The sequence below is a fragment of the Nostoc sp. C96 genome, assembly GCF_059384975.1.
The window spans coordinates 5,418,333-5,443,417 of the sequence record NZ_CM182020.1 but is presented as its reverse complement, the minus strand read 5'-3'; the positions used below and the strand labels follow the sequence as shown (position 1 = coordinate 5,443,417).

Sequence of the window (25,085 nt, the reverse complement as noted above, 5' to 3'; positions counted from 1 at the left end):
GAAATCATAAATAAAACCTCAATTTTATATGATGTCGCTTCCTGTTCTGAGTCAGCGCTTGCGTCATTTGTGGCAGCCAAGAAAAGGTTTAGCGATCGCTGAAGCTTCTATTATTGGGATTGTAGCGGCTTTATCTGCGGTATTGTTAAAAGTTGGATCAGGATGGTTGGGAGCATGGCGCGTACATACCTCCCATATTTTCCCTGCATGGTTAGCTTTACCAGTGGTTGGGTTAGTTTTTGGCTATCTGGCTGGTTGGTTGGTACAAAGGTTTGCACCAGAAGCTTCTGGTAGTGGTATTCCGCAAGTCAAAGCTAACCTAGCCAATGTGCCAATCAAATTATCTTGGCGTGTGGCAGCTGTCAAGTTACTCAGTGCCATGATTGTGATTGGTTCAGGCATAACTTTAGGCAGACAAGGCCCTACTGTGCAAGTCGGCGCAAGTTTAGCCGCAGGAATGAGTCGCTTTGTGCCAACTTCCCCAGATCATCGGCGACAGATGATTGCAGCAGGTGCAGGTGCAGGTTTAGCAGCTGCCTTTAATGCGCCCCTGGCTGGTGTAATATTTATAGTCGAAGAATTACTGCAAGATTTATCTGGCATAACTTTAGGAACCGCCATCATCGCTTCATTTATTGGCGGCGTAGTCTCAAGACTTTTAGGTGGTCGCAGTCTGCAATTAAATCTGCAAATGATTCATTCTTCAAGTCAGTTTTCTCTGCCAGAACTTCCCTTTTTCTTAGTGTTGGGAATCTTGGCAGGTTTACTAGCTGCGTTATTTAATTATGGTTTAGTTTTTAGTATCAAATTTTATCAAAGATTACATATAAGTTTGCCATTAAAAGTGGCTTTAGCTGGATTTATTTCCGGAATAGTAGTAGCACTTCTCCCAGAATATTTTCGGAATAATACTGGTTTAAGGGAGTATATCATCACTAGTGAATCTAGCGCTTCATTAGCGGCGATCGCATTTATTGCTCAATTTATTCTCACGTTAATCGCCTTTGGTTCTGGTGCGCCTGGCGGATTATTTGCACCTAGTCTGATTTTAGGTTCTTGCTTAGGACACGTTGTTGGTGTTTGGGAAGCTCATTTATTGGGTATAGGTTCTCTACCTACCTATGCTTTAGCAGGAATGGGGGGATTTTTTAGTGCTGTTTCTAAAGTTCCCATCACCGCAATTGTGATTGTCTTTGAAATGACAACCGATTTCAATTTGGTTTTACCTTTAATGATTGTGGCTGTAGTAGCTTACCTAGTTGCAGATAAAGTCATGCCAGGTTCGCTTTATGATACACTCTTGCAATTAAAAGGCATTACCCTCACAAAAGTTGCCTCCGCAGAAGCTATCTTAACAACATTAACTGCTAGAGATGTGATGCAACAGCAGGTAGAAACTCTAGATGCAGATATGACTTTAGAAGAAACAAAACAAGCTTTTTCTAGTTCTCATCATCGGGGTTTCCCCGTAGTCAAAAATAGCAAGTTGGTGGGAATTGTTACCCAATCAGATTTGACCAAAACACCTAATCGCAACTTGCCAAATGATACTCTGCTCAAAGAAATTATGAACCCTGCACCGATAACGGTCACACCCTTACATAACCTAAGTAATGTACTGTATTTACTTGACCGCTATCAAATCAGCCGTTTGCCAGTCATCGATAGGCGAAAATTAATTGGAATTATTACCCGTGCAGACATTATTCGCGCCGAAGCTGACCATCTCAATGGGGTAAATGTTACCCCAACACCACAAGCAGAACCTTCATACATAGTTTACCAAACGCGATCGCCCAGTATTGGCAGAGGTCGATTATTAGTACCAATAGCTAACCCGGAAACTGTGGCGACTTTATTGCAAATGGCCGCAGCTATTGCCCGCGATCGCCACTATGAAATAGAGTGCGTCCAAATAATGTTAGTATCGCGTCACAGTTCCCCATGTGAAACCCCAGTCAGAACTGCCAAAAGTCGGCGCTTATTGCGACAAGCCGAAGTTTTAGCTAAAAAGTGGCGCATTCCCTTACATACACAAATTCGTGTCGCCCATGACCCCGCCCAAGCTATCTTAGAAACTATCAAAGAACGTCACATCGACATGATTTTAATGGGCTGGAAAGGAAATACTTCTACCCCAGGGCGAATTTTTGGCAACGTTGTTGATACTATTATTCGTCAAGCCACCTGTGAAGTCCTCCTAGTAAAACTGAGTAATAGTCAAGAGTCAATTGTCAAGAGTCAATTGTCAGAAATTACTTTTACTCGCCAATTCAACCGCTGGTTAATACCAACCGCTGGCGGCCCTAATGCTAAATTCGCCATGAAATTGTTACCTGCATTATTGACCTTGGGGAATGATCCAGAAATTCACTTAACGCAAGTATTCAAACCATCTGATTTGCAACCGGATATGCAGGTTTTAGACCAAGCCATCCATCAACTGATGCGTCACCGTCAATTATCCAGAAGTGTATTTGTGGCTACGCCAGTACAAGCTGATTCCGTTTCTGAGGGTGTGATTAACTTAGTCAAAAAACAAGGCTTTGATGTTGTAATTTTAGGTGCTACCCGCGAAGGATTATTGCAACAAGCCATTCAAGGTAATATTCCCGAAGCGATCGCCTCTGGTGTAGAAAGTACAGTCATATTAGTCCGCAGTGCAATTAATAATTAAAAAGATAAAGAACACGCTATAAAAGCAGAGATACAGCAAAAAGACCAACAGTTAATTCTGCATCACTGTGATATTTGCCAAATTTTAATAATATTCTCCGCACTACCACCACTAGCGATCGCTTGACCATCTGCACTAATAGCGACAGAATAAATATAGCCAGAATCACGTTTTAATGTGCGAATTTCCTTGCCAGTGCTTGGATTCCACAATTTAATTGTATTATCACTACTACCACTTGCCAAAATAATACCGTTGGCAGTTTCTCTATAAGCGACAGAATTTACTTTATCAGAATGCTGTTTCAGAGTGCGAATTGTCTCGCCTGTAGCTAAATCCCAGAGTTTAATAGTTTTATCTTTACTACCACTAGCCAGAGTTTTACCATCGGGACTGAAGGCTAGAGAAAGTACTAATTCCGAATGACCTTCGAGAGTGCGAATTTGTTTACCAGTTGCTACATTCCACAGTTTAATTGTTCTATCCCAACTGCCACTAGCGAGAGTTTTACCATCGGGACTGAAGGCTATGGTTGCAACAGCTTGGCTATGTCCCATAAAAGTGCGAATTTGTTTCCCAGTTGTCAGGTTCCAGAGTTTGATAGTTTTATCTAAGCTACCACTAGCCAAGGTTGTGCCATCAGGACTAAAAGCCACAGTCGCCACTCCCTCAGTATGTCCTGTGAGTGTGCGAATTTCTTCTAATGTGGCTAAATTCCACAGTTTAATTGTTTTATCTGCACTACCACTGGCAAGAATTTTACCATCAGGATGGAATGCGATCGCCCAAATCCATTTCAAGTGTCCTTTGAGGGTTTGAAGTTCTGTTCCCGTTGCTAGATTCCACAGTTTGATTGTCTTATCATCGCTACCACTAGCCAAAATTTGTCCATTGGGTGCAAAAGCAACAGAATTAACATCACTCGCATGTCCCCTGAAAGTTTTAGGTTGCTCTGCACTTTCTGAGACTTCGGTAGTATTGAACTTAGGAAATGATTGAAAATACCCAATTCCGCCTAACCCCAAAAGTATAATGACAAAATTAACCAGCAATAATTTTTGCAAATTGTCATTGATTTTGAGTGCAAATAACCGCTGATGAGTTCCTGGAACTGTGAGTAAAGTTGGCGCTGCTGTCAATAAGCTGGTTGATGTTAGAGATGCTAAAGATTGTTTTTTCAATTCTTGGATGACTTGATCTGCTACTTGATAACGTTGGCGGATATCTGTTGTTAGGAGTTTATCCAAAACTTTACCTAACTTTGAGCCTACGGTTATCCTACCTCTGTCTGTACTTGGTAGATATCTTCGCCAATATTTCACCCAACCATAGCCTTGCTGCATCCATAATTTTGATGGTGCATTTCTCGTCAGCAAATAAAAGCAAGTGACACCTAAACTATATAAATCACTGGCTGGAAAAGCTTGGCCATCCTGCATTTGTTCGATGGGAGTATAACCATGTGAGCCGATGGTTGTACCTAGTTTAGTCTGAACTGTGGCTGTTAATTGCTTAGATGCACCAAAATCAATTAGGACTAATTTGCCATCACTGTGACGACGAATTATATTTTGTGGTTTAATATCTCGATGAATTACGCCGCGATCGTGAATAAATTTCAGTACAGGGAGTAAATCGAGTAAAACTCTAATCACTTGAGTTTCGTTATAAGTTACTCCTTGACGTAATTCCTCTAGTAAATTTTGTCCATCTATAAATTGTTGGACTAAAAATAAATAATTATCTTGCTCAAAATAAGCTAATAATGCAGGTATTTGCGGATGTTCTCCTAAATGTTGCAATCGTTGCGCTTCGTCTTGAAATAATTTAATTGCTTTCTTGATAGCACCAGCTTCTTGAACTTTAGGTGCGAATTGTTTAACTACACACCATTCATTGAGTTTATCTGCATCTTCCGCAAGATAGGTTCTGCCAAATCCGCCTTCATCTGATAGTACTTTAATGACACGATAATGCCCTCTTAATAATCTTACTAATGGTGTATTGCAACTTTGACAATACTGGTTTGCATCAGAATTTAAAGGCTCAGGGCAATCGGGATTCAAGCAGCAGACCATACTGGGAATCCATTATCTGTTTGTATATATGTTAGTTGATGACGTATTATTTCGCTATAAAGTTGCTAGAATTTCCCTAGAAACTAATTCATTAATATACACTTATATTAGTGATTGTAAATTCATACTACCGTAATTTTATTGATTGTTGGTATTATTTTAAATACTGTTTATTATTTGTAATGTCTCAATTATATGTTCTCCACATATAACAAAAGCAGTGCTGAGTAATAACTGTGGCAAAAAAATATTAGTTATTTTTTAGCATCATTATTTATTCAATAAAAATATCTATCTACAGGCAGAAAAAATCACAGAGAATTATCAAGAGGAGTGAACTATGGCAGAAAAATTTAATCAGCAATCTCCCTTGCGGCTGAAATTGCATTTACTTGTTGCTATTAGTAGTAGTTTAGCGATCGCCAGTCATATCCTACCCATCAGCGCTTTAGAAATCCCCACACTTCCTAGACAATTCCAACTTGCTAAAACCCCCGATGAACGCCAACCAGAAGCAGTACAACAAGGTATTGAGCAAATTCCGGCTGCGGAACCACCTGTAACTCCACAACCTAATCAATCTATTGATTCACCGTTACCACCGCGTGTCCCACCTCAAGAAACTAATTCAACTCCGCAACCAGCGCCTGAAAACTCTACACCGAGAGAAACGAACTCACCGCAACCAGCACCTGAAAACTCTACACCGAGAGAAACGAACTCTCCACAACCAGCACCTGAAAACTCTACACCGAGAGAAACGAACTCTCCACAACCAGCACCTGCTAGATCTACTCCAAGACAAACTACACCGAGAGAAACCAACTCACCACAACCATCACCTACTAGATCTACTCCTAGACAAACTACACCGAGAGAAACCAACTCACCACAACCAGCGCCTACTAGATCTACTCCTAGACAAACTAATCCCACACCGCAACCATCACAAACTCGTTCTACACCTACAACTCCAGGACGAAGACAAACACCAAACACTAATTCAGGTAGAACCAGAAACCAAAAACCTAGAGGTGTAGCTGCTGCATCCTCTGGAACACCTGCTTATAAAAAAATCAACTTTGTCGATATTGCTTTCGGGATTTTAAATAAAAAAGATTTTCAAGCTCAAGGTAGACCATATCATTTCTACCAATTTGAGGGTAGAGAAAACCAACTGATTCAAATTCGGCTATTGGGTAGTGCAGATCAACGACGTTCTAATAACTTAAGTTTACGTCCTTATATGTTTCTCCTCGACCCCAATAATAACGTCATCCTCAAAAGAGGCGGTGGAGAAACAGATAGAGATGCTTTTATATTTGCGCGATTACCTGTAGCGGGTACATATACGATCGCAGTCACCAGTCAAAACCCTGGAGATACAGGCCGTTATAGTCTTGCTATCCGAGATGATAGAGCCAGCTATATTTTAGATGAATCTGGAGAACTGAGTCAGCAAAACTTAGTCCTTAAACAAAATGGTACACCTTATAATGTGACACAATTTCAAGGCACAAAAAATCAACTCGTGAGTATTCGTGTAGATAGTGTGAATGAAGAGTTTTCACCTTATATAGTTTTACTCAATTCTCAAGGACAAAGGATTGCGGCTAATAGCGATCGCGATGGTAAATATAGCACCCTCATCGACCGAGCTAGATTACCTGAAGATGGTACTTATTATATAGTTGTGACTTCTAGTAATCCCACCCAACGCGGTAATTACCGATTAACCTTGTTTTAAAAAAGTTTACAAAATCAAGGTTGACAATATCCCTTTTCTGTTAATTTAGTTAGCCACTATAAACATTGTGATATTTTTGGTAGTCCTTGGGCTGCCAACACAAGGTGTACTGCGACTGACATCGCATCAATTGGGGTAGAACACAGGAAAATGTTTTTAGTCTTTTGTTGGGGGTTTTGACCAACTGTATATATAGCAGAAGGCAGGAGGCAGTGGGAAAAGTCTTATTATTCCTGGCATTCCAGCTTTCAAATTGTCCTAACATATCTGACTACTGCTATAACCCTCTTCTGTCACTTTCCGGTTTCTCCTATTAATAAAAAGTTTTAAACATACGCTACATCAATAGATTCAGGTATTTGTCGTTAAAATTTAGTCATTTGGTCATCTTGTGGAATTTTAATTCAGAAAAAACTGGGCGATTGCCCACTGTATAAGAACTCTAGAATTCAGAAATGATAAAGCTTTTCGGAGAGTGACAGAAGAGGGATAAAAGCGAACTGTCTTATACCATTTCACTAAATAAATGATACGAATAATTTCTCCTCCGCCCACGCCAGTCGCTACAAGTCGGGAAACCCGCCGTGCTACAACGGAGGGAACCTCCGCAACGCAGTGTCTCCCCAACACGCTGGCTCCCCTGTGGTCTATTTTTATCAAACTTAAAGTAAAACGGTATTACTCTGCGGGAAGGCAGAGCCTAAGCTTCTACAAGTTTTGGCGAATGTATATATCTTGACAAGCCAAATAATCAGGCAATATCAATTATTCTCAAGAGTTTTATTGAGAAATATATCTACATATTTAAATGTATTGATTTATAGACAGTTTTCAAACATAATTTTTTACTGTGCGATCGCTACTCTTGTAAAACTTGAGATTACTAGCAAATTTGCTTCATTAAAACTTTTACGTGTAAGTAAATTATTATACATTATACTTTCTGACTCCTGTTTATTTTTCTGCTTTATTTTTGGTGTGGGTGCTTCAAGATGTTCTGTCAATTAAAAGCAAGTTTGCAGCGATCGCAAGTGCAGCATTACTGGGAATTGCTACAAGTATTAGTAGCAAGGAATTTAAATATGCGTTACCGAGGCTCGTTTTTAGGAGTGTATTGGTCGCTGCTAAATCCACTACTAATGACAGGAGCATATACAGCAATTTTTGGTACGACCTTCGCCTCTTATTATGGCAATTCTATTTTCAACTATGTGCTGGCAGTATTCACCGGACTGGTAGTAATTAACTTCTTCTCAGCATCTACAGGTCAAGCCTTATTGAGTGTAGTGAACAATGGGACGTTATTGAACAAAATTAATTTGCCAACGAGTGTTTTTCCGGTATCAATGGTTGTCGCAAATATCTTTCAATTTGCAGTCGGAGTTTTTCCTTTACTAGCATTAGTGACATTAATTAATTCCAAAAGCTTAGTCAATGTATTGTTGTTGTTATTACCCTTACTAGCGCTGGTGCTTGTATGTATTGGAATTAGCTTGCTAGTGAGTGCTTTGTTTGTATTTTTTAGAGATTTGCCTTATTTCTATGAATTGGTTGTTTCTCTACTTTGGTTAAGTAGCCCTATATTTTATCCAGTAGTAATTGTGCCAGCAACAGTAAAGACATTTTTGGTACTGAATCCTTTGTGTCCAGTGATTGAAAGTATTCGTCAAATTTCTTTATCAGGAGCAGTGCCAGAAGTTCACTTGATTGTACACTCACTTTTAAGTGGAATTATTTTTTTGGCTCTAGGAATAACTTGCTTTCGCTGGTTGCGAACTTCATTTATGGATTTGCTGTAGATGGAAGTCATTCGTCTAAATCAAGTTTCTCTGTGGCGACGGACGCAAGAAGAGTTTTCTTATGACTTGAAGAAAACTATCTTGTCTTTTTTAGAAGGAAAGTATCGTTACCCTGCTAAAAAGTTGGTGCTAGATCGAATTGATTTAGTAGTGAAATCAGGAGAAAAAGTAGGAATTATTGGGGCGAATGGAGCAGGAAAATCTACACTTTTGAAGCTAATCTGTGGAATTTTGCAGCCACAGCAGGGAGTTGTGCGAGTGAAAGGAAACATTGCGCCATTAATTGAGTTAGGCGCAGGGTTCGATCCAGAAATTTCCGTGATGGCTAACACTATCTTTTATGGAGTAATGCTGGGATTTTCACGACAAGAAATGATGAAGAAAGCAGCAGCAATTTTAGAGTTTGCTGAACTAGAAGATTATTCCTTAGTACCAGTAAAAGTATTATCATCCGGTATGGTAGCACGATTAGGTTTTGCGATCGCCACCGATGTACAGCCAGATATTTTGATTCTTGATGAAGTACTATCTGTTGGGGATGAAAGTTTTAAGAATAAATGCAAGCGGCGAATTGAAAAGTTTTGGGCTGCGGATGCTACAGTTTTGCTAGTTTCTCATGATTTGGATTTTATCAGACAGTCATGTGAACAGGTAATTTGGTTGGATAAGGGAAAAGTGAAATTAATAGGAGATGCTAACCACGTAATTGAAACATACCTCACAACTACAAAAAATTCTTGAAATCACAATATTGTTATCTAAAATTGAGTATTTATAACAATTTTAATCACTAGCTTAGAAATTTAACCAAATACATGAATAAATATCCATATAAAATTGCTTTTTTTTCTCCAGACTTAGAACAAGTGGTACATCGGGGAATTGCAATTTATACAAAAATGCTTTTAAAATGCACTGACCGTCTGGGATATGCAAACTACTTAATTACAGGAGCAAAATGTACAAAAACTCATCCTTTAGTGCAGCAAATTCTTATTGAAAAGCATTTAGACAATCCGTCTCATCATCCTTCTGTCTCTAAGCTCATGGCTTATTGGCTTAAAAATCAGCTTGGTTTTTCACATTTAGTAAAAATAGAGCGTGAGCGAACTACAGAAACTAGCGATCGCATGACATTTTTGCATAACCTGAAGGGATTTTTAAATCAAAAATTAATTTATCAGCTAGTTCAAAATGTTCAACCAAGACTGCTTGAAAGCCCTTATAAACTCAATATTAATCCTAACTTTAATATAGTATTTTGTACATCTCCCTCTAATATTCGTGTTCCCCGCAAAACTAAGCTTGTGCAAACACTTCATGATATCATTCCCATTACGCGAAATGATCACCCCGATAATACATTTATCTTTTATCGTCGAGTGCAGAATATGTTGCGTCACTCAGATTTGATTCTCAGCGTTTCTGAAACCTCACGCCGAGATCTGTTGGCGGTTTTTCCAGAATATGAACAGAAGATAGTTACAGTTTATGAACCACTAGCTGATCTGCCTTTGTTGCCTCTTAAACAAATAGATGAATCTCTAGTTTTAACTAAATATCAGATACAACGCCAAAACTACTTATTATTTATTAGTTCTTTAGAAAAACGTAAAAATGTTTTTCGGATGACTGAAGCTTATTTAGGGGTACAAGAAAAAATTGGCTTACCTTTAATAATTATCGGAGAAAAAGATGTAGGTAATTCAGAAATTATCCCATTACTAAATTCACTAAATTGTAAAAATAAAATTAGGTATTTAGGCTATATTTCTAATGTGGAAAAATTTATCTTATTAAGAAATGCCTTAGCTTTTATTTTTCCTTCACTGTATGAAGGATTTGGATTACCGCCTTTAGAAGCAATGCAAGTAGGATGTCCTGTTTTGGCATCTCAAGCAGGTTCACTTCCCGAAGTTTGTGCTGATGCTGCATTGTATATAGAAGATCCTCTGAGTACGTTAAGTATTGCTCAAGGAATCTTAAAAATAGTCAAAAACCAAGCACTACGGCAGGAACTCAGTATGAAAGGATACATTAGAGCTAGTGAATTTAGCTTTGGCAAATATCAACAAAGGCTGAGTGAAATTCTAGAAAATTTGTTGTTTAGATACTAAGCTATCTCAAGTTTATTAAATAGATAAGCATTAATAAACAAAAAGTTTATCGATAGTGATATTAAATATTTATAATGTTTTCTAATGAGAGTTGTAGTTGCTAGAACTTGTATTCCATTTGTTTTTGGCGGTGCAGAAATCCTTGCAGAAGAATTAATAAATGCTCTTCAAACTGCTGGTCATTTAGTCGATACTATTAATATTCCATTTACCAATTATTCACCGGAGAAGCTTTTAGATAATATTCTGGCTTGTCGATTATTAGAAGTAAGTCGTCCTGGAAAACAAGATATTGATCGCTTAATAGCTCTTAATTTTCCTGCTTACTTGATTCCTCATCCAAATAAAGTTATTTGGTTAATTCATCAATATCGAGCAGCTTACGATCTGTGGGATACACCTTTAAGCCATTTACAGCAAGTATCTAACAATTTACAGATTAGAGCCGCAATTTATCGGGCTGACCAAAACGCATTTTTAGAGAGCCGACAAATTTATACAATTTCTCGTAATGTTTCTCGCAGGTTAAGTGTGTTTAATCACTTGGATTGCCAATATTTATACCATCCTCCACGAAATGCGGATCAGTTTTATTGTGATATTGCTAGAGATTATATTTTCTTCCCAAGTCGAATTACACAAATTAAGCGTCAAGAACTAGTTATTCAAGCTTTGTCATGGACGAAACAGCCCGTCAAAGTCCTGTTTGCTGGAACTGCTGATTTTGATGACTATATAAAAACCTTAGAAATTTTAGCTGAAAAATTGCAAGTTAGCGATCGCGCCATATTTCTTGGCAGAATTAGTGAGTCGGAAAAAATTCAGTATTACGCCCAGTCTAGAGGGGTTGTTTATCCTCCAGTAGATGAAGATTATGGTTATGTCACTCTAGAAGCAATGCTATCTGCAAAACCTGTCATCACTTGTACAGATTCAGGAGAACCTGTAGAGTTCGTGCATTCAGGAGAAACTGGTTGGGTAGTAGAACCAACTCCACAAGCACTGGCCGATGCAATGGATAAACTCTGGGTTAATGCTCATCAAGCAGCCCAAATGGGTCAACAAGCGCGTGAAAAATATAAAAGCTTGAATATTGATTGGGTAACTGTTGTAGAGAAGTTATTGAAATAAAGATGCAAACACAACTACTTACAAAGAAAAATAATTCGTACAATTTAAAAATTAACTGGTTCTCTCCTATACCGCCAGCACTCACAGGTATAGCAGATTACACAATCGGACTGATAAAAGAGCTTAGTCAGTTTCTAGAAGTAACAATTTGGACAGAACAACAAGTTTACGACCCAGAAATTACCCATTATGCGATTGTCAGAACGTATGATTTTTCTTGCTTCCCTTGGGCGAAATTGCAGGAAGCTGACCTGAATATTTACCACATAGGAAATAATGCAGATTTCCATACCAGTATTTGGCAAGTGAGTCAGCAATTTCCTGGACTAGTAGTTCTTCATGATACAAGTCTTCATCACTTATTTGGTGCAATATATCGAGATAAACTGCACAACCAAAAAACTTATTTACAATTAATGTCTTATTATTACGGTGAAACAGGAAAAAAACTAGCTGAAAGATTTTGGGATAATCAAATTTCTGCTGAGTGGATGTCTGAAAATTTCCCTCTGACAGAATTAGCACTTGCAGGATCTCTAGGAGTTATCGTTCATAACTCAGAAACAGCACAAAATATACAAAATAAATTACATATACCTGTTCATTATTTGCCACTTTGTTATAACTTCACGTATTTACCTAGCTCTGTTACTGATCGAATTCTTGAACCTCCATATCAATTAATTACTTTTGGGCATTTAGGGTTAAATCGACGTATAGAGCAGGTATTAAAAGCATTACAAACTCTACCCCAACAAAAATATTTCCATTGGCATATTTATGGTAATATTTGGGACAAAAAATATTTTCAAAAACAAATCTGCACATTAGGATTACAGAATCATGTTAGTGTTCACGGATTTGTACCAGATCAAGTTTTGCATGAAGCATTAAGTCAAGCTCATCTGGCAATTAACCTCCGCTATCCATCTATGGGAGAAGCATCAGCATCTCAGCTATGGATTTGGCAACACGCTTTGCCTAGCCTAGTCACAGATATCAGTTGGTATCACTACTTACCAGCTAATACTGTTGCTAAAGTTCGTCTAGAGTGTGAAATTCAAGATATTCAAACTCATTTACAGAACTTTCATACTAACCCCGATGCTTTTATGGCAATGGGTTTAAGAGGAAAAGCATTACTAAAAAAGCAGCACTTGCCATCAACTTATGCAAAACAACTTGTGCAAATTATCTCCACAATGACTGTATCTTATCGGTTATCTTCTAATCCCATTGTGCAAGACTATTTTGTCAAAAAAGTTGGTGAGGAATTTCCAGAACTTTCCATCAATCTTTGGCTGCATTCAAATGCCGATGGAATTACCCAGGCAATTCGCTTTATTACTTCTTAAATTTTATTTTGATTTTCTTGGTATTCAGCAATTTGAAGAAGTACAGTTTCTCGTGTAGACAACAGTTTATTTATTATATGTTTTCTGAAAAAAATATAAAAATTGCAAAATATTTAGCTATTTTCCTCAACAATATTGATAATATTAACCTCCAAAAAGCACTTGATGAATTACAGATTTACAGCTTTCAAGGTATCCGCCAGATTTCGGATGAGGTGTTTGCTAATCATCAATATTTATCAACTTTTATCAACAATGTTCAGCATTATATTCAATCAACTAATTTGATTGAAGAAGACTCGGAAATTGCCTGCGATTTTTTTATTACCTTTTTATACAATATATTTTTAAGTAGAAATCCAGAGAATCAATTTGTTATTCAACCTTGTGCTGAGGTAACTATTAAAAAAAAATATGTGATTTTTTCCACTCACAAGAGTTTTTAGAAAAAACTGCCCAATCCTTAAAATTTGAATACAGATACCCAAAGTATAATAAAGAGAATATATTGCTCATAGGTAATTGCCAAGCAGAGGAATTATTTAAAATACTCAGTGTTTTTCAGGATAGGTTTAATATTTTTGTTTTATGTGTAAATTATGAATTAAGTCCATCATTTCAAAATACTAGTTTAGTAGAAAATCTGACTCAAAGATATAAATTTATTCTTACTCAAGAACTTTTTGATGAAAAAAAATTTGGCAAGCTAATAACAGCTAATCTTTGCAGTCTAGTGCCAGAAAAAGTTATAATTTTACCAAATATTCATTTTCAAGGTTTTCATCCAGATTTATTTTATTTCAAAAATTATTTATCCCCTTTGATTGATTATCACTCAAGCATTGCACTCAAGCTCCACTATGATAAAATAATGGCAAAATCTAATGACAATTTATCCAAAAATATTAAGGGATATATTGATTCGCTAAAGAAAGAGGAGATATTTATGAATTCTTTTTCAGAGTTAATCAATAGGGATAAGCGATGGAATGTTAAAATATTTGATTTTATTAATAACAATTTAATATTTTTACCACTATTACTAACTATTAATCATCCTACCACTCTATTAATAACTGAGGTTGCTAGACGAATTATTAACTACTTAGAACTAAAGGATAATAACTATTCTTTACCTAGCTCAGAATTTATTCACACTGATTGGATGAATGGGCCTATTTGGCCTATCTATGATGAAATACAACAACATTTTGGCTTACAATATAAAACAACAAAAATATTCCAATGTAAAAGCTTATATACTTATGGTTTAACTATTGAAGAATTTATGAATCTCAGTATGGATAAATATAGTGAAATTCAAGATGAAGAATTTATTGCTGTATATAATGAACTACAAATTGGTGAAAGTTTTTACTAGAGTAAGTCTATCAGTATTGTAGTGAAACTCTGGTCACTAATATAAAATTTTGCTATTCTAAGAAGCAAGCTGATCCTTACTAAATTGCATCTTGACTTATGTATGTTGAAAGCCTAAATAATCAGGCGATAACTTTTATTTTGAGTACCTATAGCAATCCTATTTGATTTGTGAACATCTAAAGAATAGTAATAAAATATGCGATCGCAACATGAAACAGAGATTTTTGCGACATTAATTGAAAATTATAGTATAGCGGGAGAATATCTTTTAGAAGAGTCCAGTTCAGTGATTACTCAAACTAGTCTTAAGGATATTACTTGGGAAAATCTGCGGATAAAAGAAACACAGATGTATGGTATGAGAATTTTAGGTTTTCCTGATCTCCAAAAAGAGACTTTTGATAATTGGATATCGATTAACAGCCAACCTTCCTTATTAATTTCATGGATTAACAATCCCAAAGTGAATCTACTGTCTCGCACAGAGTATCACAACCTTTTCAATCAATATGATCATAGATGGTCTATGTTCTATACATTAACTCGTCCAGGTTTTTCAGATGATTTTTCTCAAGCGTTAATTCAGCTGACTGCTTTTTGTCCCATAACACCACAATATGGCAATTTGCTATATATGGAAAGAACTGGCAATAAATGGGAAACTAAATTAGATTATGGGCTATTTAATCAATAAATATTTATGTCTGTTAAAAATCATCTCGCAGAAATCTACAACTTTCTCCAAATATCAGATACAATTGCCATTTCAGGACAACCAACCGCTGAACAATTTACAGCTATCAAAGCAGCAGGCTATCAACTAATAGTTAATCTAGCATTACCAACATCAAGTAATGCTTTACCTAATGAACAAGAAATTATTAAATCTCAAGAAATGCAATATGTACACATTCCAGTAGTGTGGGAAAATCCGACACTGGAAGATGTGACAAAGTTTTTTGGTGTCATGGAAACAAATTCAGATAAAAAAATTTTTGTTCACTGCGCTGCTAATATGAGAGTCTCTGCTTTTATGTATCTTTTTCGCCGCATACATCAAGGGTTGGATAATGCAGCAGCCGAACAAGATTTACATAAAATTTGGGTTCCAAATGAAGTATGGCAGAAGTTTATCCAAGAAGTATTAAATATCTATCAATAAAAGTCAGAAAAACTAACTTAAACAACACTCTGCGTCTCTTTGCGTTAACCTTAGCGCACCTCTGCGTTTAACAAACTTACTTCCGATTCACACTTGGTATCAACACCCCATGCTTAGGACTAAATAATAACGCCAAAATAAATAAACCTGATACTACCAAAACAATCGCCGGGCCGGAAGGCAAATTATAAAAGTAGCTGAGATACATCCCGCTAATACTGGAAAATACACCAATTACTGCACCAACAATCATCACTTCGTGTAAGCGTTTGACCAATAAATATGCAGTCGCACCAGGAGTAATTAACAGCGATAGGACTAAAATTACACCGACAGCTTTCATACTGGCGACAATTGTTAAAGCAATCAGCAACATCAAACCAAAGTTTAGCCGATTGACTGGTAAACCTGCGGCTTGAGCGCCTAAAGGGTCAAAGGTGTAAAATAAAAGTTCTTTGTAGATTAAAATAACTACTACTAAAACAATCGTGGCAATGATGGCTGTATCTCGCACTTCGTCAACAGTAACACCGAGAATATTGCCAAAAAGAAAGTGATTCAGGTCAATTTTATTATCTTTTTGAACAACGGTAATTAAGGTAATTCCAAGGGCGAAAAATGCAGAAAAAACTATACCCATTGCTGCATCTTCTTTGATTGGCGATCGCGTTCTAATCCAGGCGATCGCCATTGTACTTAAAACCCCGGCGATAAATGCGCCAACAAAGATATTTGCGCCTAACATAAAGGCGATCGCTAATCCTGGTAAAACAGAATGACTGATAGCATCACCCAGCAGTGCGAGTCGTTGCACCATTAAGTAACTACCCACAACTGCACACAACAAACCAACTAAAATTGCAATGATGAGCGATCGCTGCATAAAGCCATATTGTAATGGCTCGATTAGTGCTTCTAGCATAGATATTTAAACGAACCGCATTAGACACGAAGGGGCTTCCCGTAGGGTAGGGCGCAGAGGACACAGAGAAAGAGAGTTTAAGCTGCGTCGGAGAAGTACATAACTTTACCGCCGTAAGCCAGATGTAGGTTTTGTTCTGTGAGGACTTGTTGTCGGGAACCTGTGGCGACTAATTCCCGGTTGAGTAAAATCAAGTCATCAAAATGGGTGATGGATTCGCCTAAGTCGTGGTTGACGACTAGGACGATTTTGTTTTCAGCAGCGAGTTCTTGGAAGACTTCAAAAATTACGGCTTGGGTTTTTTGATCAATCCCTACCAATGGTTCATCAAAACAGAAGATGTCTGCTTGTTGTGTCAAGGCGCGGGCTAAAAAGACTCGCTGTTGTTGTCCTCCTGATAATTGTCCTATGGGGCGATCGCGAAATTCACTCATCCCCACTCTTTCTAAGGCGCTGTTGGCGATTTGGCGACTCACTCCCGAAAAACTACGCAACCAACCTGTCTTCTTTACCCGTCCCATCATCACGACATCCCAAACTGTGGCGGGATAAGTCCAATCAATTTGGCTACGTTGAGGTACATAAGCAACTTTTGACCTCTGCTGCATCAAGGGTTGGTTTTGATACTTCACCACACCACTACTAACAGGAACTAAACCCAACATTGCTTTCATCAGCGTACTTTTTCCAGCACCATTTGGGCCAAAAATCCCTGTCAATCTTCCTGGTTTGATCACACAGTTAATATCCCTCAAGGCTTCTTGAGTCCGGTAATGTACTCCCAAGTGGGCAATAGAAATTGCATCTGTGGAATTCATATCAATAGCTTTGATATACGATGCAGAACTTTCACCACTTTTCCGGGTATGTCCCAAGTTGGCGTAAAAAGAAACGTTTTCCATAAGGGTATTTTCATATTTATTACTTGAGCTTACTACAAAAATGAGAAAAATATGAAAAAATCTATAATAAGCAGTAATGTCACAGATAAATGAGCGTAATACCTGAGATAGAGGGCGTTCTCGTCCCACAAAAGTCCACCATCCCTAGAAGGAAACCAGAAATTTTTAGCTTGATTTTTCGGCTGTGTCTGGGAATGCTTTTACCATTGACTTTGTTTAGTTGTAGTCAAAACAACACCAACTCCACAACTGCCAAAGGTAGTGAGAAACCGTCGGTTGTAGCCACTAGTACAATCATTGCAGACTTAACCCAAGAGGTTGGCGGCGACGAAATTCAACTCAAGGGAATACTCCAACCTGGTGCTGATCCTCATGTTTATGAACCAGTTCCCGCAGATAGTCGGTTTTTGGAAAAAGCTGACTTAATTTTGTATAACGGTTACAACTTAGAACCAGGTCTAATTAAGTTAATGAATGCGGCGGGAAAAGGACGTAAAGTCGCCGTAGGTGAAATAGTCAAACCTTTGGAATTAGATAAAGGTAAAGGTGAAATAGTACCAGACCCCCATGTTTGGGGAAGTGCGGAAAATGCAGCCGCAATGGTAAACGTAATTCGAGATGCGTTGATAGAGTTATCGCCAGCCGATAAAGAAAAGTTTACGCAAAATGCTGCACAACTAACTGCTGAATTAAAACAACTGCATATATGGATAAATCAACAGATTCAAACTATTCCGCCAGATAAACGCCGACTCATTACCACCCATGATGCTTTTCAATATTATGGACATGCTTACAAAATTGCGATCGCCGGCACTTTAATTGGCATTAGCACCGAAGAACAACCAAGCGCCCAAACTGTACAAAGATTGGTAGAATCAGTGAAAAAAACAGGTGTACCTGCAATTTTTGCCGAAACTACTATTAATCCCATCTTAATTAAAACCGTAGCTCAAGAAGCTGGTGTAAAACTAGCACCGCATCAACTCTACTCTGATTCAATTGGCGCAAAAGGCAGCGATGGTGAAACATACATCAAAATGATGGAGGCAAATACACGCGCCATTGTTGAAGCTTTGGGCGGTAAATATACACCATTTCAACTGATGAAAACAACTGCACCCAAACAATAGCAATCTGTCGATAAGTAGTAGTGATAAAATATTTGGCTATTTCTGAAGAAAGAGGTAAAGTTTTATCTATTGAAACTAATATATAACTCCAGATATGTAACTCTTAATTTCATCAGAAACTCTCTCTGAGGAAAGACTTAATCATGGCTACAATTTTATAAATTAAGTTAGTAAATACGTAGTTTTAATTTGTGAAATAGCCATGACTAAAGAACTAGAAAATCAAAATAATCAACCAGAAAATAACCAAGCAGAAATTGAACAGCCTGTTAGCAAAGATTGGCATTCCCGCGAAGAACAAACAGCTAAAGAAAGAAACTTAACAGCAAATCCTGGTGATAGAATCTCAGATAAACCTGAATCTGTTGAAGAAAAGGCAAAACAAGTTGCTGTTGATTCACCAGATATAACAGGCGACCATATTACAGTTCCCACATACTTTGTTGTAGAAGAACCCAACGGTGAGAAAAAGGCACTGCACCATGTTAAGGATGCGGAAGAAATTTCTGATGTGATTCGTCAAGCCAGAGTTGACGAAAATGGTAATCGGATTTGGTGGTAAATCAGGACTGCCCACAAAAATTGTCTGTTAAGACTCAGTGTAGGGGTGTAAGGGTTTAAGTGAGCAAAATCCTTACACCCCTACACCCTTATTACCTCATCCCCAATCTAAAAAACTAATCTGCGTCAGGCTTAATTGATGGCGTTTTACACTGCATGAGAATCTGGTTGTTTGCGCCACTGGCGTTTTTTCATAAAGCTTTGCCAACTTTCCATATATGTATAGAACACAGGTGTTAAATACAATGTGAGAAACTGGGAAAACAGCAATCCTCCCACCACAGCTAAACCAAGGGGACGACGTGTATCTCCACCTGCACCCAAGCCCAGGGCGATGGGTAAAGTTCCCATCAAAGCTGCCATTGTGGTCATCATAATGGGGCGAAACCTAACTACACAAGCTTCATAGATGGCATCGTATGGAGTTTTACCACTTTGCCTGGCTTCAATGGCAAAGTCAACCATCATAATGCCGTTTTTCTTCACAATCCCAATTAGCAGGATGATGCCAACAAAGGCGTAAATATTCAAATCAACTTGGAATAACAACAAGGTTAACAACGCCCCAAATCCAGCGGAAGGCAAACTAGAAAGAATTGTCAAAGGGTGAATAAAGTTCTCATAGAGAATTCCCAACACAATATAAATTACTAAAACCGCCACCAATAGCAATAATCCCAACCCTTGTAAGGAAGACTGGAATGCTTGTGCAGAACCTTGGAAACCTGTAGTAATACTCGCGGGTAATGTTTGACGGGCGATTTGTTCAATTTTCTCAGTGACGCTACCAAGAGATACACCGGGTTTGAGGTTAAAAGAAATAGTTACAGAAGCTAACTGTCCTGAGTGGTTGATAGTCAAAGGCCCCACACCTTTCGAGATGCTGGCTACTGCATTTAATGGCACTAATTGTCCAGTCGGGGAATGAATTGACAGCAATTCTAAAGCACTGGGGTCTCCCTGATATTTGGGTTCGACTCCCATAATTACTTGATATTGGCTATCTGAAGCGTAAATTGTAGAAACTTGTCGTGTACCGTAGGCATTACTCAGGGCTGTTTCGATTTGTTCGGCTGTTAGCCCCATAGATGCAGCTTGATCACGGTTGATGTCAACTTGCACTTGAGGGTTTTTGATTTGCAAATCACTGTTGACATCTTGTAAATCAGGTAGCCCCCGGAGTTTTTCTTCTAAAGTTGGCGCATATTGATATAACTCTTGAATATTCGGACTTTGTAAGCTGAATTGATATTGGGCTTTGCTTTGTTGTCCGCCAATATTAATCGCTGGTGGGTTTTGCAAAAAAACCTTCATTCCAGGGATGCGTGATAGCTTGGGGCGCAGTTCTTGGACAATTTCATCGGCATTCAGTTTACGTTCTTCGCGGGGTTTGAGGCTGATAAATAAGCGTCCAGTATTACTAGAAGCATTTGCACCACCCGCACCGACACTGGAGTTAATCGCCGCGACGTTGGGGTCACGATCAGCGATCGCCGCTACTGCCTGTTGATGTTTTACCATTTCATTAAAGGAGATATCCTCGGCAGCTTGGGTGGATGCGGTGATTTGTCCGACATCCGCAGTTGGAATAAACCCTTTCGGCACAATCATAAATAGATAAACTGTGGCGACAACAATTGCCCCAGAGATAAACATTGTCGTGCGGTGATATTTGAGCGATCGCTTTAAACTCCACTCATATCCACCCAACATGACATCAAAAAATTTTTCGGAAGTATTATAAAGTCCCCGATTAAATCTTTGAATTTTTCCTTTAAAACCTCTTTTATCTGGTTCTGCTTCGTTTTCTTGCTGATGATGCGGTGGACGCAAGAATCGAGAACACAGCATCGGGGTCAAACTCAGAGAAATTATTCCCGATACGAGAATCGCCACGCTGATAGTCACAGCAAATTCGCGGAATAATCGTCCTAAAATCCCGCCCATAAACAGCACCGGAATAAACACGGCGACTAAAGAAATAGTCATGGACAGAATTGTAAAACCTATTTCCCGTGAGCCATTCAACGCAGCCTGCAAGCGACTCTCACCCATTTCCATGTGGCGGACGATATTTTCTAGCATGACTACGGCATCATCTACCACGAAACCAACGGAAAGAGTCAACGCCATAAGTGAGAGGTTATCAAGGGAGAAGCCCAACAGCAGCATTACGCCAAAAGTTGCGACTAAGGATAAAGGTACTGCCAAACTCGGAATAATTGTGGCTCGTAGGTTGCGCAGGAATAGAAAAATTACCAACACAACCAAACCAATAGTCAGCAACAGCGTGAACTGGACATCATCAACCGATTCGCGGATAGCTTGAGAGCGATCATAAAGAATCTCCATATTCACTGCTGCGGGAATTTGTTCGCGGAATTGCGGCAGCAGTTTTTTAATCGCATCTACGACTTCGACGGTATTAGTTCCCGGTTGCTTTTGAATGGCTAAAACAATCGCCCGCACACCAGAATTAGATGTTTTGTTCTGCTTTTGTGTCTTGGTAAAGTACCAACTAGCAACTTTGTCATTTTCTACACTATCCAAGACTTGGGCGATTTCTCCTAGTTGGACTGGCGCACCGCCTTGGTAACTGACAATTAAGGAACGATAGGCAGCGGCATCATTGAGTTGTCCGTTGGCTTGGATTGTATAATTCTGTTCTTGACCGTAAAGTGTTCCCGTCGGTATGTTGGCATTCCCTTTGCTAATAGCATCGGCAACTTCATCAACGCCTATGCCTTTGGCACTGAGAGATTCGGGATCAAGCAAAACTCTCACGGCGTACTTTTGCGAACCGTAGACTTGCACCTGCGCCACCCCGTTGACCATTGACAAACGTTGTGCCAGTTGCGTCTCTGCATATTTATCTACGGTGGATAGGGGCAGGACAGCAGAATTCAGCGATATGTAGAGGATGGGCTGATCTGCTGGGTTTACCTTGCGATAGGATGGGGGGCTGGGCATATCCGCAGGTAATTGCCGCGTGGCTTTAGCGATCGCAGCTTGCACATCTTGGGCTGCCCCATCGATATCTCGACTCAAATCAAATTGCAGTGTAATCTGACTACTACCCAAAGAACTAGTAGAGTTCATTGAACTCAAACCAGCAATACTCGAAAATTGCGCTTCTAGAGGTGTTGCCACCGATGCCGCCATTGTCTCTGGGTTAGCCCCAGGCAAGTTAGCACTCACCTGAATTGTGGGAAAATCCACATTCGGCAAGTCACTCACAGGCAACATTCGATAACTCATCAGCCCGAAAATCAAAACGCCAACCATTACCAAAGTCGTCATGATTGGGCGACGAATAAATAACTCGGAAATATTCATAGATTTTCCTATTTTTTATAGCCAAGAGCATCTGGATGAGGACATTTTGAGTAAGAATTCAGGAGACAGAATCGAGGAGTCAGGATATGGAATAATTTGGTCAAATTTAGCTTAATTAATAGATTAATCAGGCTAAAAAACTTTTAAATCTGACTTACACAAAAAATCTCTCAAAATCTCTTTCCCCCTGCTCCCTGCTCCCTGCTCCCTGCCTCCTTACCTCCTCCTAATCCCTGCTTAACCTGCACTGCTGCCCCAGGTACGAGGTTGAATTGGCCGTCGATGACTACTTGCTCACCTGGTTTGATGCCTTGAGCGATCGCAGTTTCATTATTTACTGTATCTCCGGCAACTACAGGACGCATTTCTACTGTTTTGTCGGGTTTGACTACATAGACAAATTGCTGTTGCTGTCCAGCTTGAATGGCTTTGGTGGGTACAGTTACAGCATTGGGTATCTCGGATAATTTCAGAACGACATTGACAAATTGCCCTGGTAACAATCGCTCGTCGTTATTACTAAATGTGCCTTTGAGTTGAATTGTGCCAGTTTGAGTATTTACACCACTGTCAACAAAGGTGAGATAACCATGTACAGGATTCCCTGAATCTTTGGGGGGGATGACATCAACTTCTAATTTGTGGTTGCTGGTGTACTTTTTCAAGTCTGGCAACATTCGCTGCGGAATCGAGAAGTTTACATATATCGGGCGAATCTGGCTGATGGTAATTAAGGGATCTGTGGAATTGGCAGTCACTAAATTACCTTGATTTAGCTTGAGACTACCCGTGCGCCCGGTAATAGGCGAATAAATAGAACTATAAGAAAGCTGGACTTTAGCATTATCAATTGCGGCTTCGTCTGCGACTACCGCTGCTTGGACATTTTTTACATCTGCCTTAGCGGCTTCTACTGCTGCTTGGGCGTTAGCTACTGCATCTTGGTCTGCTTTGACTGTTGCTGTTTGAGCAATGGCACTTGTTTGGTATTGTTCAGACTGCTCTTTACTAATCGCACCTTGTTGCAGTAACCCCGCATAGCGTTGTGCCTGGACATTGGCATTATTCGCCTGGGCTACATCTTTTAAGACTGTGGCTTTGGCTTGGTTAACTTGAGCGATCGCTTTGTTAACATTAGCCTCGGACTGCTTGACTAATGCCTCATCTTTGGCTTTCGCCGCCATTGCTTGCATCAGGGCTGCTTGCTGGGGACGGGAATCGATCTGAAACAGCAAATCTCCCTTTTTCACGTTCTGTCCTTGGCGGAAATACACCCCTGTTAACTGTCCTCCAATCTGTGACTTGACAGAAACAGTTGAATATGCTTCTACTGTACCTGTAGCCTTGATGAAAATTGGGATTGTTTTTTGAGTAGCAGTGGCCACCATAACAGGAACAGGTCGTTTTTTCCCGGCATCTTTCCCTGTTGATTGAGCTTCGGAAGCTCGACCACAAGCCGAACATAAATAAGCCAAACTTAATATTAGTAACCATAACTGCCTTGTGGGCAGCCAGTTGCGATCGCTAAAACTCTTGGGTAAAATTTCCAACACAGGATTTGTAATCAAGACAGAAGCTAAACGGCTCATATTCACACAGAGGGGCTGGTGTTTTCCGCAAAAATGTTTAGTTTATTAGTTAAGCTCTATGTTAGTTTATCTAAAGATTAGAATGCTAACAATTTGTCCTAAAAAATAGCCTTTTTGTAAGTATTGAAATTTTCCAGAAATTTGAACAGTGAATATAGATAGATTTTTTATTCCCTGAGTCTGTTACTCCAACTCTCTCCCCTGCACCCCCGCACCCTCGCACCCCTGCGGTCTCAACGTGTAAACTAAGGGTTTAACAACTACTACCCCCTAGCCGCAAACGCTCAGTAGTGTAAAAATATTCCTACCTTCGTAGCTGCAAAAGACGAACTATGACAATACATCCTGCACTACAACGTGCATTTACCAACGGCCGCGTTCTGAAAGTGATTAGCGGGTTGAATAACTTTGACAGCGATCGCGTGGCTGCTACTATTAAAGCTGCTGAAATTGGTGGTGCGACTTTTGTTGATATCGCTGCTGATCCGGCAATAGTAGCAATGGCCAAAAGCTTGATTAATTTGCCTGTTTGTGTATCAGCAGTTGAACCAGAAAAATTTGTTCAAGCTGTGGCAGCTGGTGCAGATTTGATTGAAATTGGTAATTTCGATTCCTTCTACGCGCAAGGACGCAGATTTGAGGCTGAGGAAGTTTTAGCGCTGACTCACCAAACTCGCGCACTTTTACCAGAAATCACCTTATCTGTGACAGTTCCTCACATTCTGGAACTAGATCAACAGGTACAGCTGGCAGAAGAACTAGTCAAAGCTGGTGCTGATATTATCCAAACTGAAGGCGGGACAAGCAGCCAACCTGCTCACCCTGGCACTTTGGGACTAATTGAAAAAGCTGCTCCTACTTTGGCAGCAGCTTATGAAATTTCTCGCGCTGTATCAGTTCCCGTATTGTGCGCTTCTGGTATTTCTAGCGTCACAGCACCTTTAGCGATCGCTGCTGGTGCTGCTGGTGTTGGTGTCGGTTCTGCTATCAACCAACTCAACAGTGAAGTGGCAATGATTGCTGCTGTACGTGGGTTAGTTGAAGCTTTGGCAACTGCAAGCAACCGCGCAATTGTCTAATCTAACAGGAAGTCGTAAATCAATACTTCTTGGTTTACCGTTAAAAGTTTTTTGATCCCCCCAACCCCCCTTAAAAAGGGGGGCTATTTTTTCGTTTACCCCCTTTTTAAGGGG

General features: G+C 39.3%; 19 protein-coding genes. 14 read left to right on the top strand and 5 right to left on the bottom strand.

Features of this window, described 5'->3' with window-relative positions; translation table 11 throughout:
- The first annotated feature begins 31 nt into the window (after nt 1-31).
- On the top strand, nt 32-2,677 hold the full coding sequence (locus AC504W_RS23295) for a chloride channel protein (RefSeq protein WP_494878742.1): 2,646 nt from the start codon (nt 32-34) through the stop codon (nt 2,675-2,677).
- A 62-nt stretch (nt 2,678-2,739) separates the two neighbouring features.
- Here the strand turns inward: AC504W_RS23295 and AC504W_RS23290 are convergent, their stop codons facing one another.
- On the bottom strand, nt 2,740-4,755 hold the full coding sequence (locus AC504W_RS23290; RefSeq protein ID WP_494874577.1) for a protein kinase domain-containing protein: 2,016 nt from the start codon (nt 4,753-4,755) through the stop codon (nt 2,740-2,742).
- Nucleotides 4,756-5,095: 340 nt separating this feature from the next.
- On the opposite strand from AC504W_RS23290, the gene AC504W_RS23285 reads away from it, so the two are divergent.
- From AC504W_RS23285 to AC504W_RS23240, 10 genes are all read left to right on the top strand, one after another.
- Nucleotides 5,096-6,502 (top strand): PPC domain-containing protein, encoded by a 1,407-nt coding sequence (locus AC504W_RS23285; RefSeq protein WP_494874576.1) that lies wholly within the window; start codon nt 5,096-5,098, stop codon nt 6,500-6,502.
- Between the two features lie 992 nt (nt 6,503-7,494).
- Complete coding sequence (locus tag AC504W_RS23280) at nt 7,495-8,301, top strand: ABC transporter permease (RefSeq protein ID WP_494874575.1); 807 nt, start codon at nt 7,495-7,497, stop codon at nt 8,299-8,301.
- Nucleotides 8,302-9,042: an ABC transporter ATP-binding protein gene (locus tag AC504W_RS23275; RefSeq protein ID WP_494874574.1), complete on the top strand. Its 741-nt coding sequence runs from the start codon at nt 8,302-8,304 to the stop codon at nt 9,040-9,042.
- A gap of 74 nt (nt 9,043-9,116) precedes the next feature.
- Entirely contained in the window at nt 9,117-10,418 is a 1,302-nt protein-coding gene (locus AC504W_RS23270) for a glycosyltransferase family 4 protein (protein ID WP_494874573.1), read from the top strand.
- Nucleotides 10,419-10,502: 84 nt separating this feature from the next.
- The gene (locus tag AC504W_RS23265; RefSeq protein WP_494874571.1) at nt 10,503-11,549 is read left to right on the top strand and encodes a glycosyltransferase family 4 protein; all 1,047 of its coding nucleotides are present in this window, start codon (nt 10,503-10,505) and stop codon (nt 11,547-11,549) included.
- 2 nt (nt 11,550-11,551) lie between these two features.
- On the top strand, nt 11,552-12,904 hold the full coding sequence (locus tag AC504W_RS23260) for a glycosyltransferase (protein ID WP_494874570.1): 1,353 nt from the start codon (nt 11,552-11,554) through the stop codon (nt 12,902-12,904).
- 77 nt (nt 12,905-12,981) lie between these two features.
- Nucleotides 12,982-13,350, top strand: coding sequence for a hypothetical protein (locus tag AC504W_RS23255; protein ID WP_494874569.1), 369 nt, complete (start codon nt 12,982-12,984; stop codon nt 13,348-13,350).
- A 62-nt stretch (nt 13,351-13,412) separates the two neighbouring features.
- Entirely contained in the window at nt 13,413-14,285 is an 873-nt protein-coding gene (locus AC504W_RS23250; RefSeq protein ID WP_494874568.1) for a WcbI family polysaccharide biosynthesis putative acetyltransferase, read from the top strand.
- A 198-nt stretch (nt 14,286-14,483) separates the two neighbouring features.
- Nucleotides 14,484-14,981, top strand: a complete 498-nt coding sequence (locus AC504W_RS23245; protein WP_494874567.1) for a hypothetical protein — start codon at nt 14,484-14,486, stop codon at nt 14,979-14,981.
- Nucleotides 14,982-14,987: 6 nt separating this feature from the next.
- Nucleotides 14,988-15,449: a protein tyrosine phosphatase family protein gene (locus AC504W_RS23240; RefSeq protein WP_494874566.1), complete on the top strand. Its 462-nt coding sequence runs from the start codon at nt 14,988-14,990 to the stop codon at nt 15,447-15,449.
- Nucleotides 15,450-15,525: 76 nt separating this feature from the next.
- Here the strand turns inward: AC504W_RS23240 and AC504W_RS23235 are convergent, their stop codons facing one another.
- A complete protein-coding gene (locus tag AC504W_RS23235; RefSeq protein WP_494874565.1) occupies nt 15,526-16,371 on the bottom strand; it encodes a metal ABC transporter permease in 846 nt (281 codons plus the stop codon).
- A 77-nt stretch (nt 16,372-16,448) separates the two neighbouring features.
- Nucleotides 16,449-17,273: a metal ABC transporter ATP-binding protein gene (locus AC504W_RS23230; RefSeq protein ID WP_494874564.1), complete on the bottom strand. Its 825-nt coding sequence runs from the start codon at nt 17,271-17,273 to the stop codon at nt 16,449-16,451.
- A gap of 89 nt (nt 17,274-17,362) precedes the next feature.
- Here AC504W_RS23230 and AC504W_RS23225 point away from each other — a divergent pair, with 89 nt between their 5' ends.
- Nucleotides 17,363-18,406 carry a metal ABC transporter substrate-binding protein gene (locus AC504W_RS23225; protein ID WP_494874563.1) on the top strand — a complete coding sequence of 348 codons (1,044 nt, stop codon included), beginning with the start codon at nt 17,363-17,365 and terminating at the stop codon, nt 18,404-18,406.
- 202 nt (nt 18,407-18,608) lie between these two features.
- Entirely contained in the window at nt 18,609-18,968 is a 360-nt protein-coding gene (locus AC504W_RS23220; RefSeq protein WP_494874562.1) for a hypothetical protein, read from the top strand.
- Nucleotides 18,969-19,114: 146 nt separating this feature from the next.
- On the opposite strand, the gene AC504W_RS23215 is transcribed toward AC504W_RS23220, so the two are convergent.
- Nucleotides 19,115-22,303, bottom strand: coding sequence for an efflux RND transporter permease subunit (locus AC504W_RS23215; RefSeq protein WP_494874561.1), 3,189 nt, complete (start codon nt 22,301-22,303; stop codon nt 19,115-19,117).
- Between the two features lie 170 nt (nt 22,304-22,473).
- The gene (locus tag AC504W_RS23210) at nt 22,474-23,892 is read right to left on the bottom strand and encodes an efflux RND transporter periplasmic adaptor subunit (protein WP_494874559.1); all 1,419 of its coding nucleotides are present in this window, start codon (nt 23,890-23,892) and stop codon (nt 22,474-22,476) included.
- Between the two features lie 332 nt (nt 23,893-24,224).
- Here AC504W_RS23210 and AC504W_RS23205 point away from each other — a divergent pair, with 332 nt between their 5' ends.
- Complete coding sequence (locus tag AC504W_RS23205; protein WP_494874558.1) at nt 24,225-24,971, top strand: DUF561 domain-containing protein; 747 nt, start codon at nt 24,225-24,227, stop codon at nt 24,969-24,971.
- Nucleotides 24,972-25,085 lie beyond the last annotated feature (114 nt).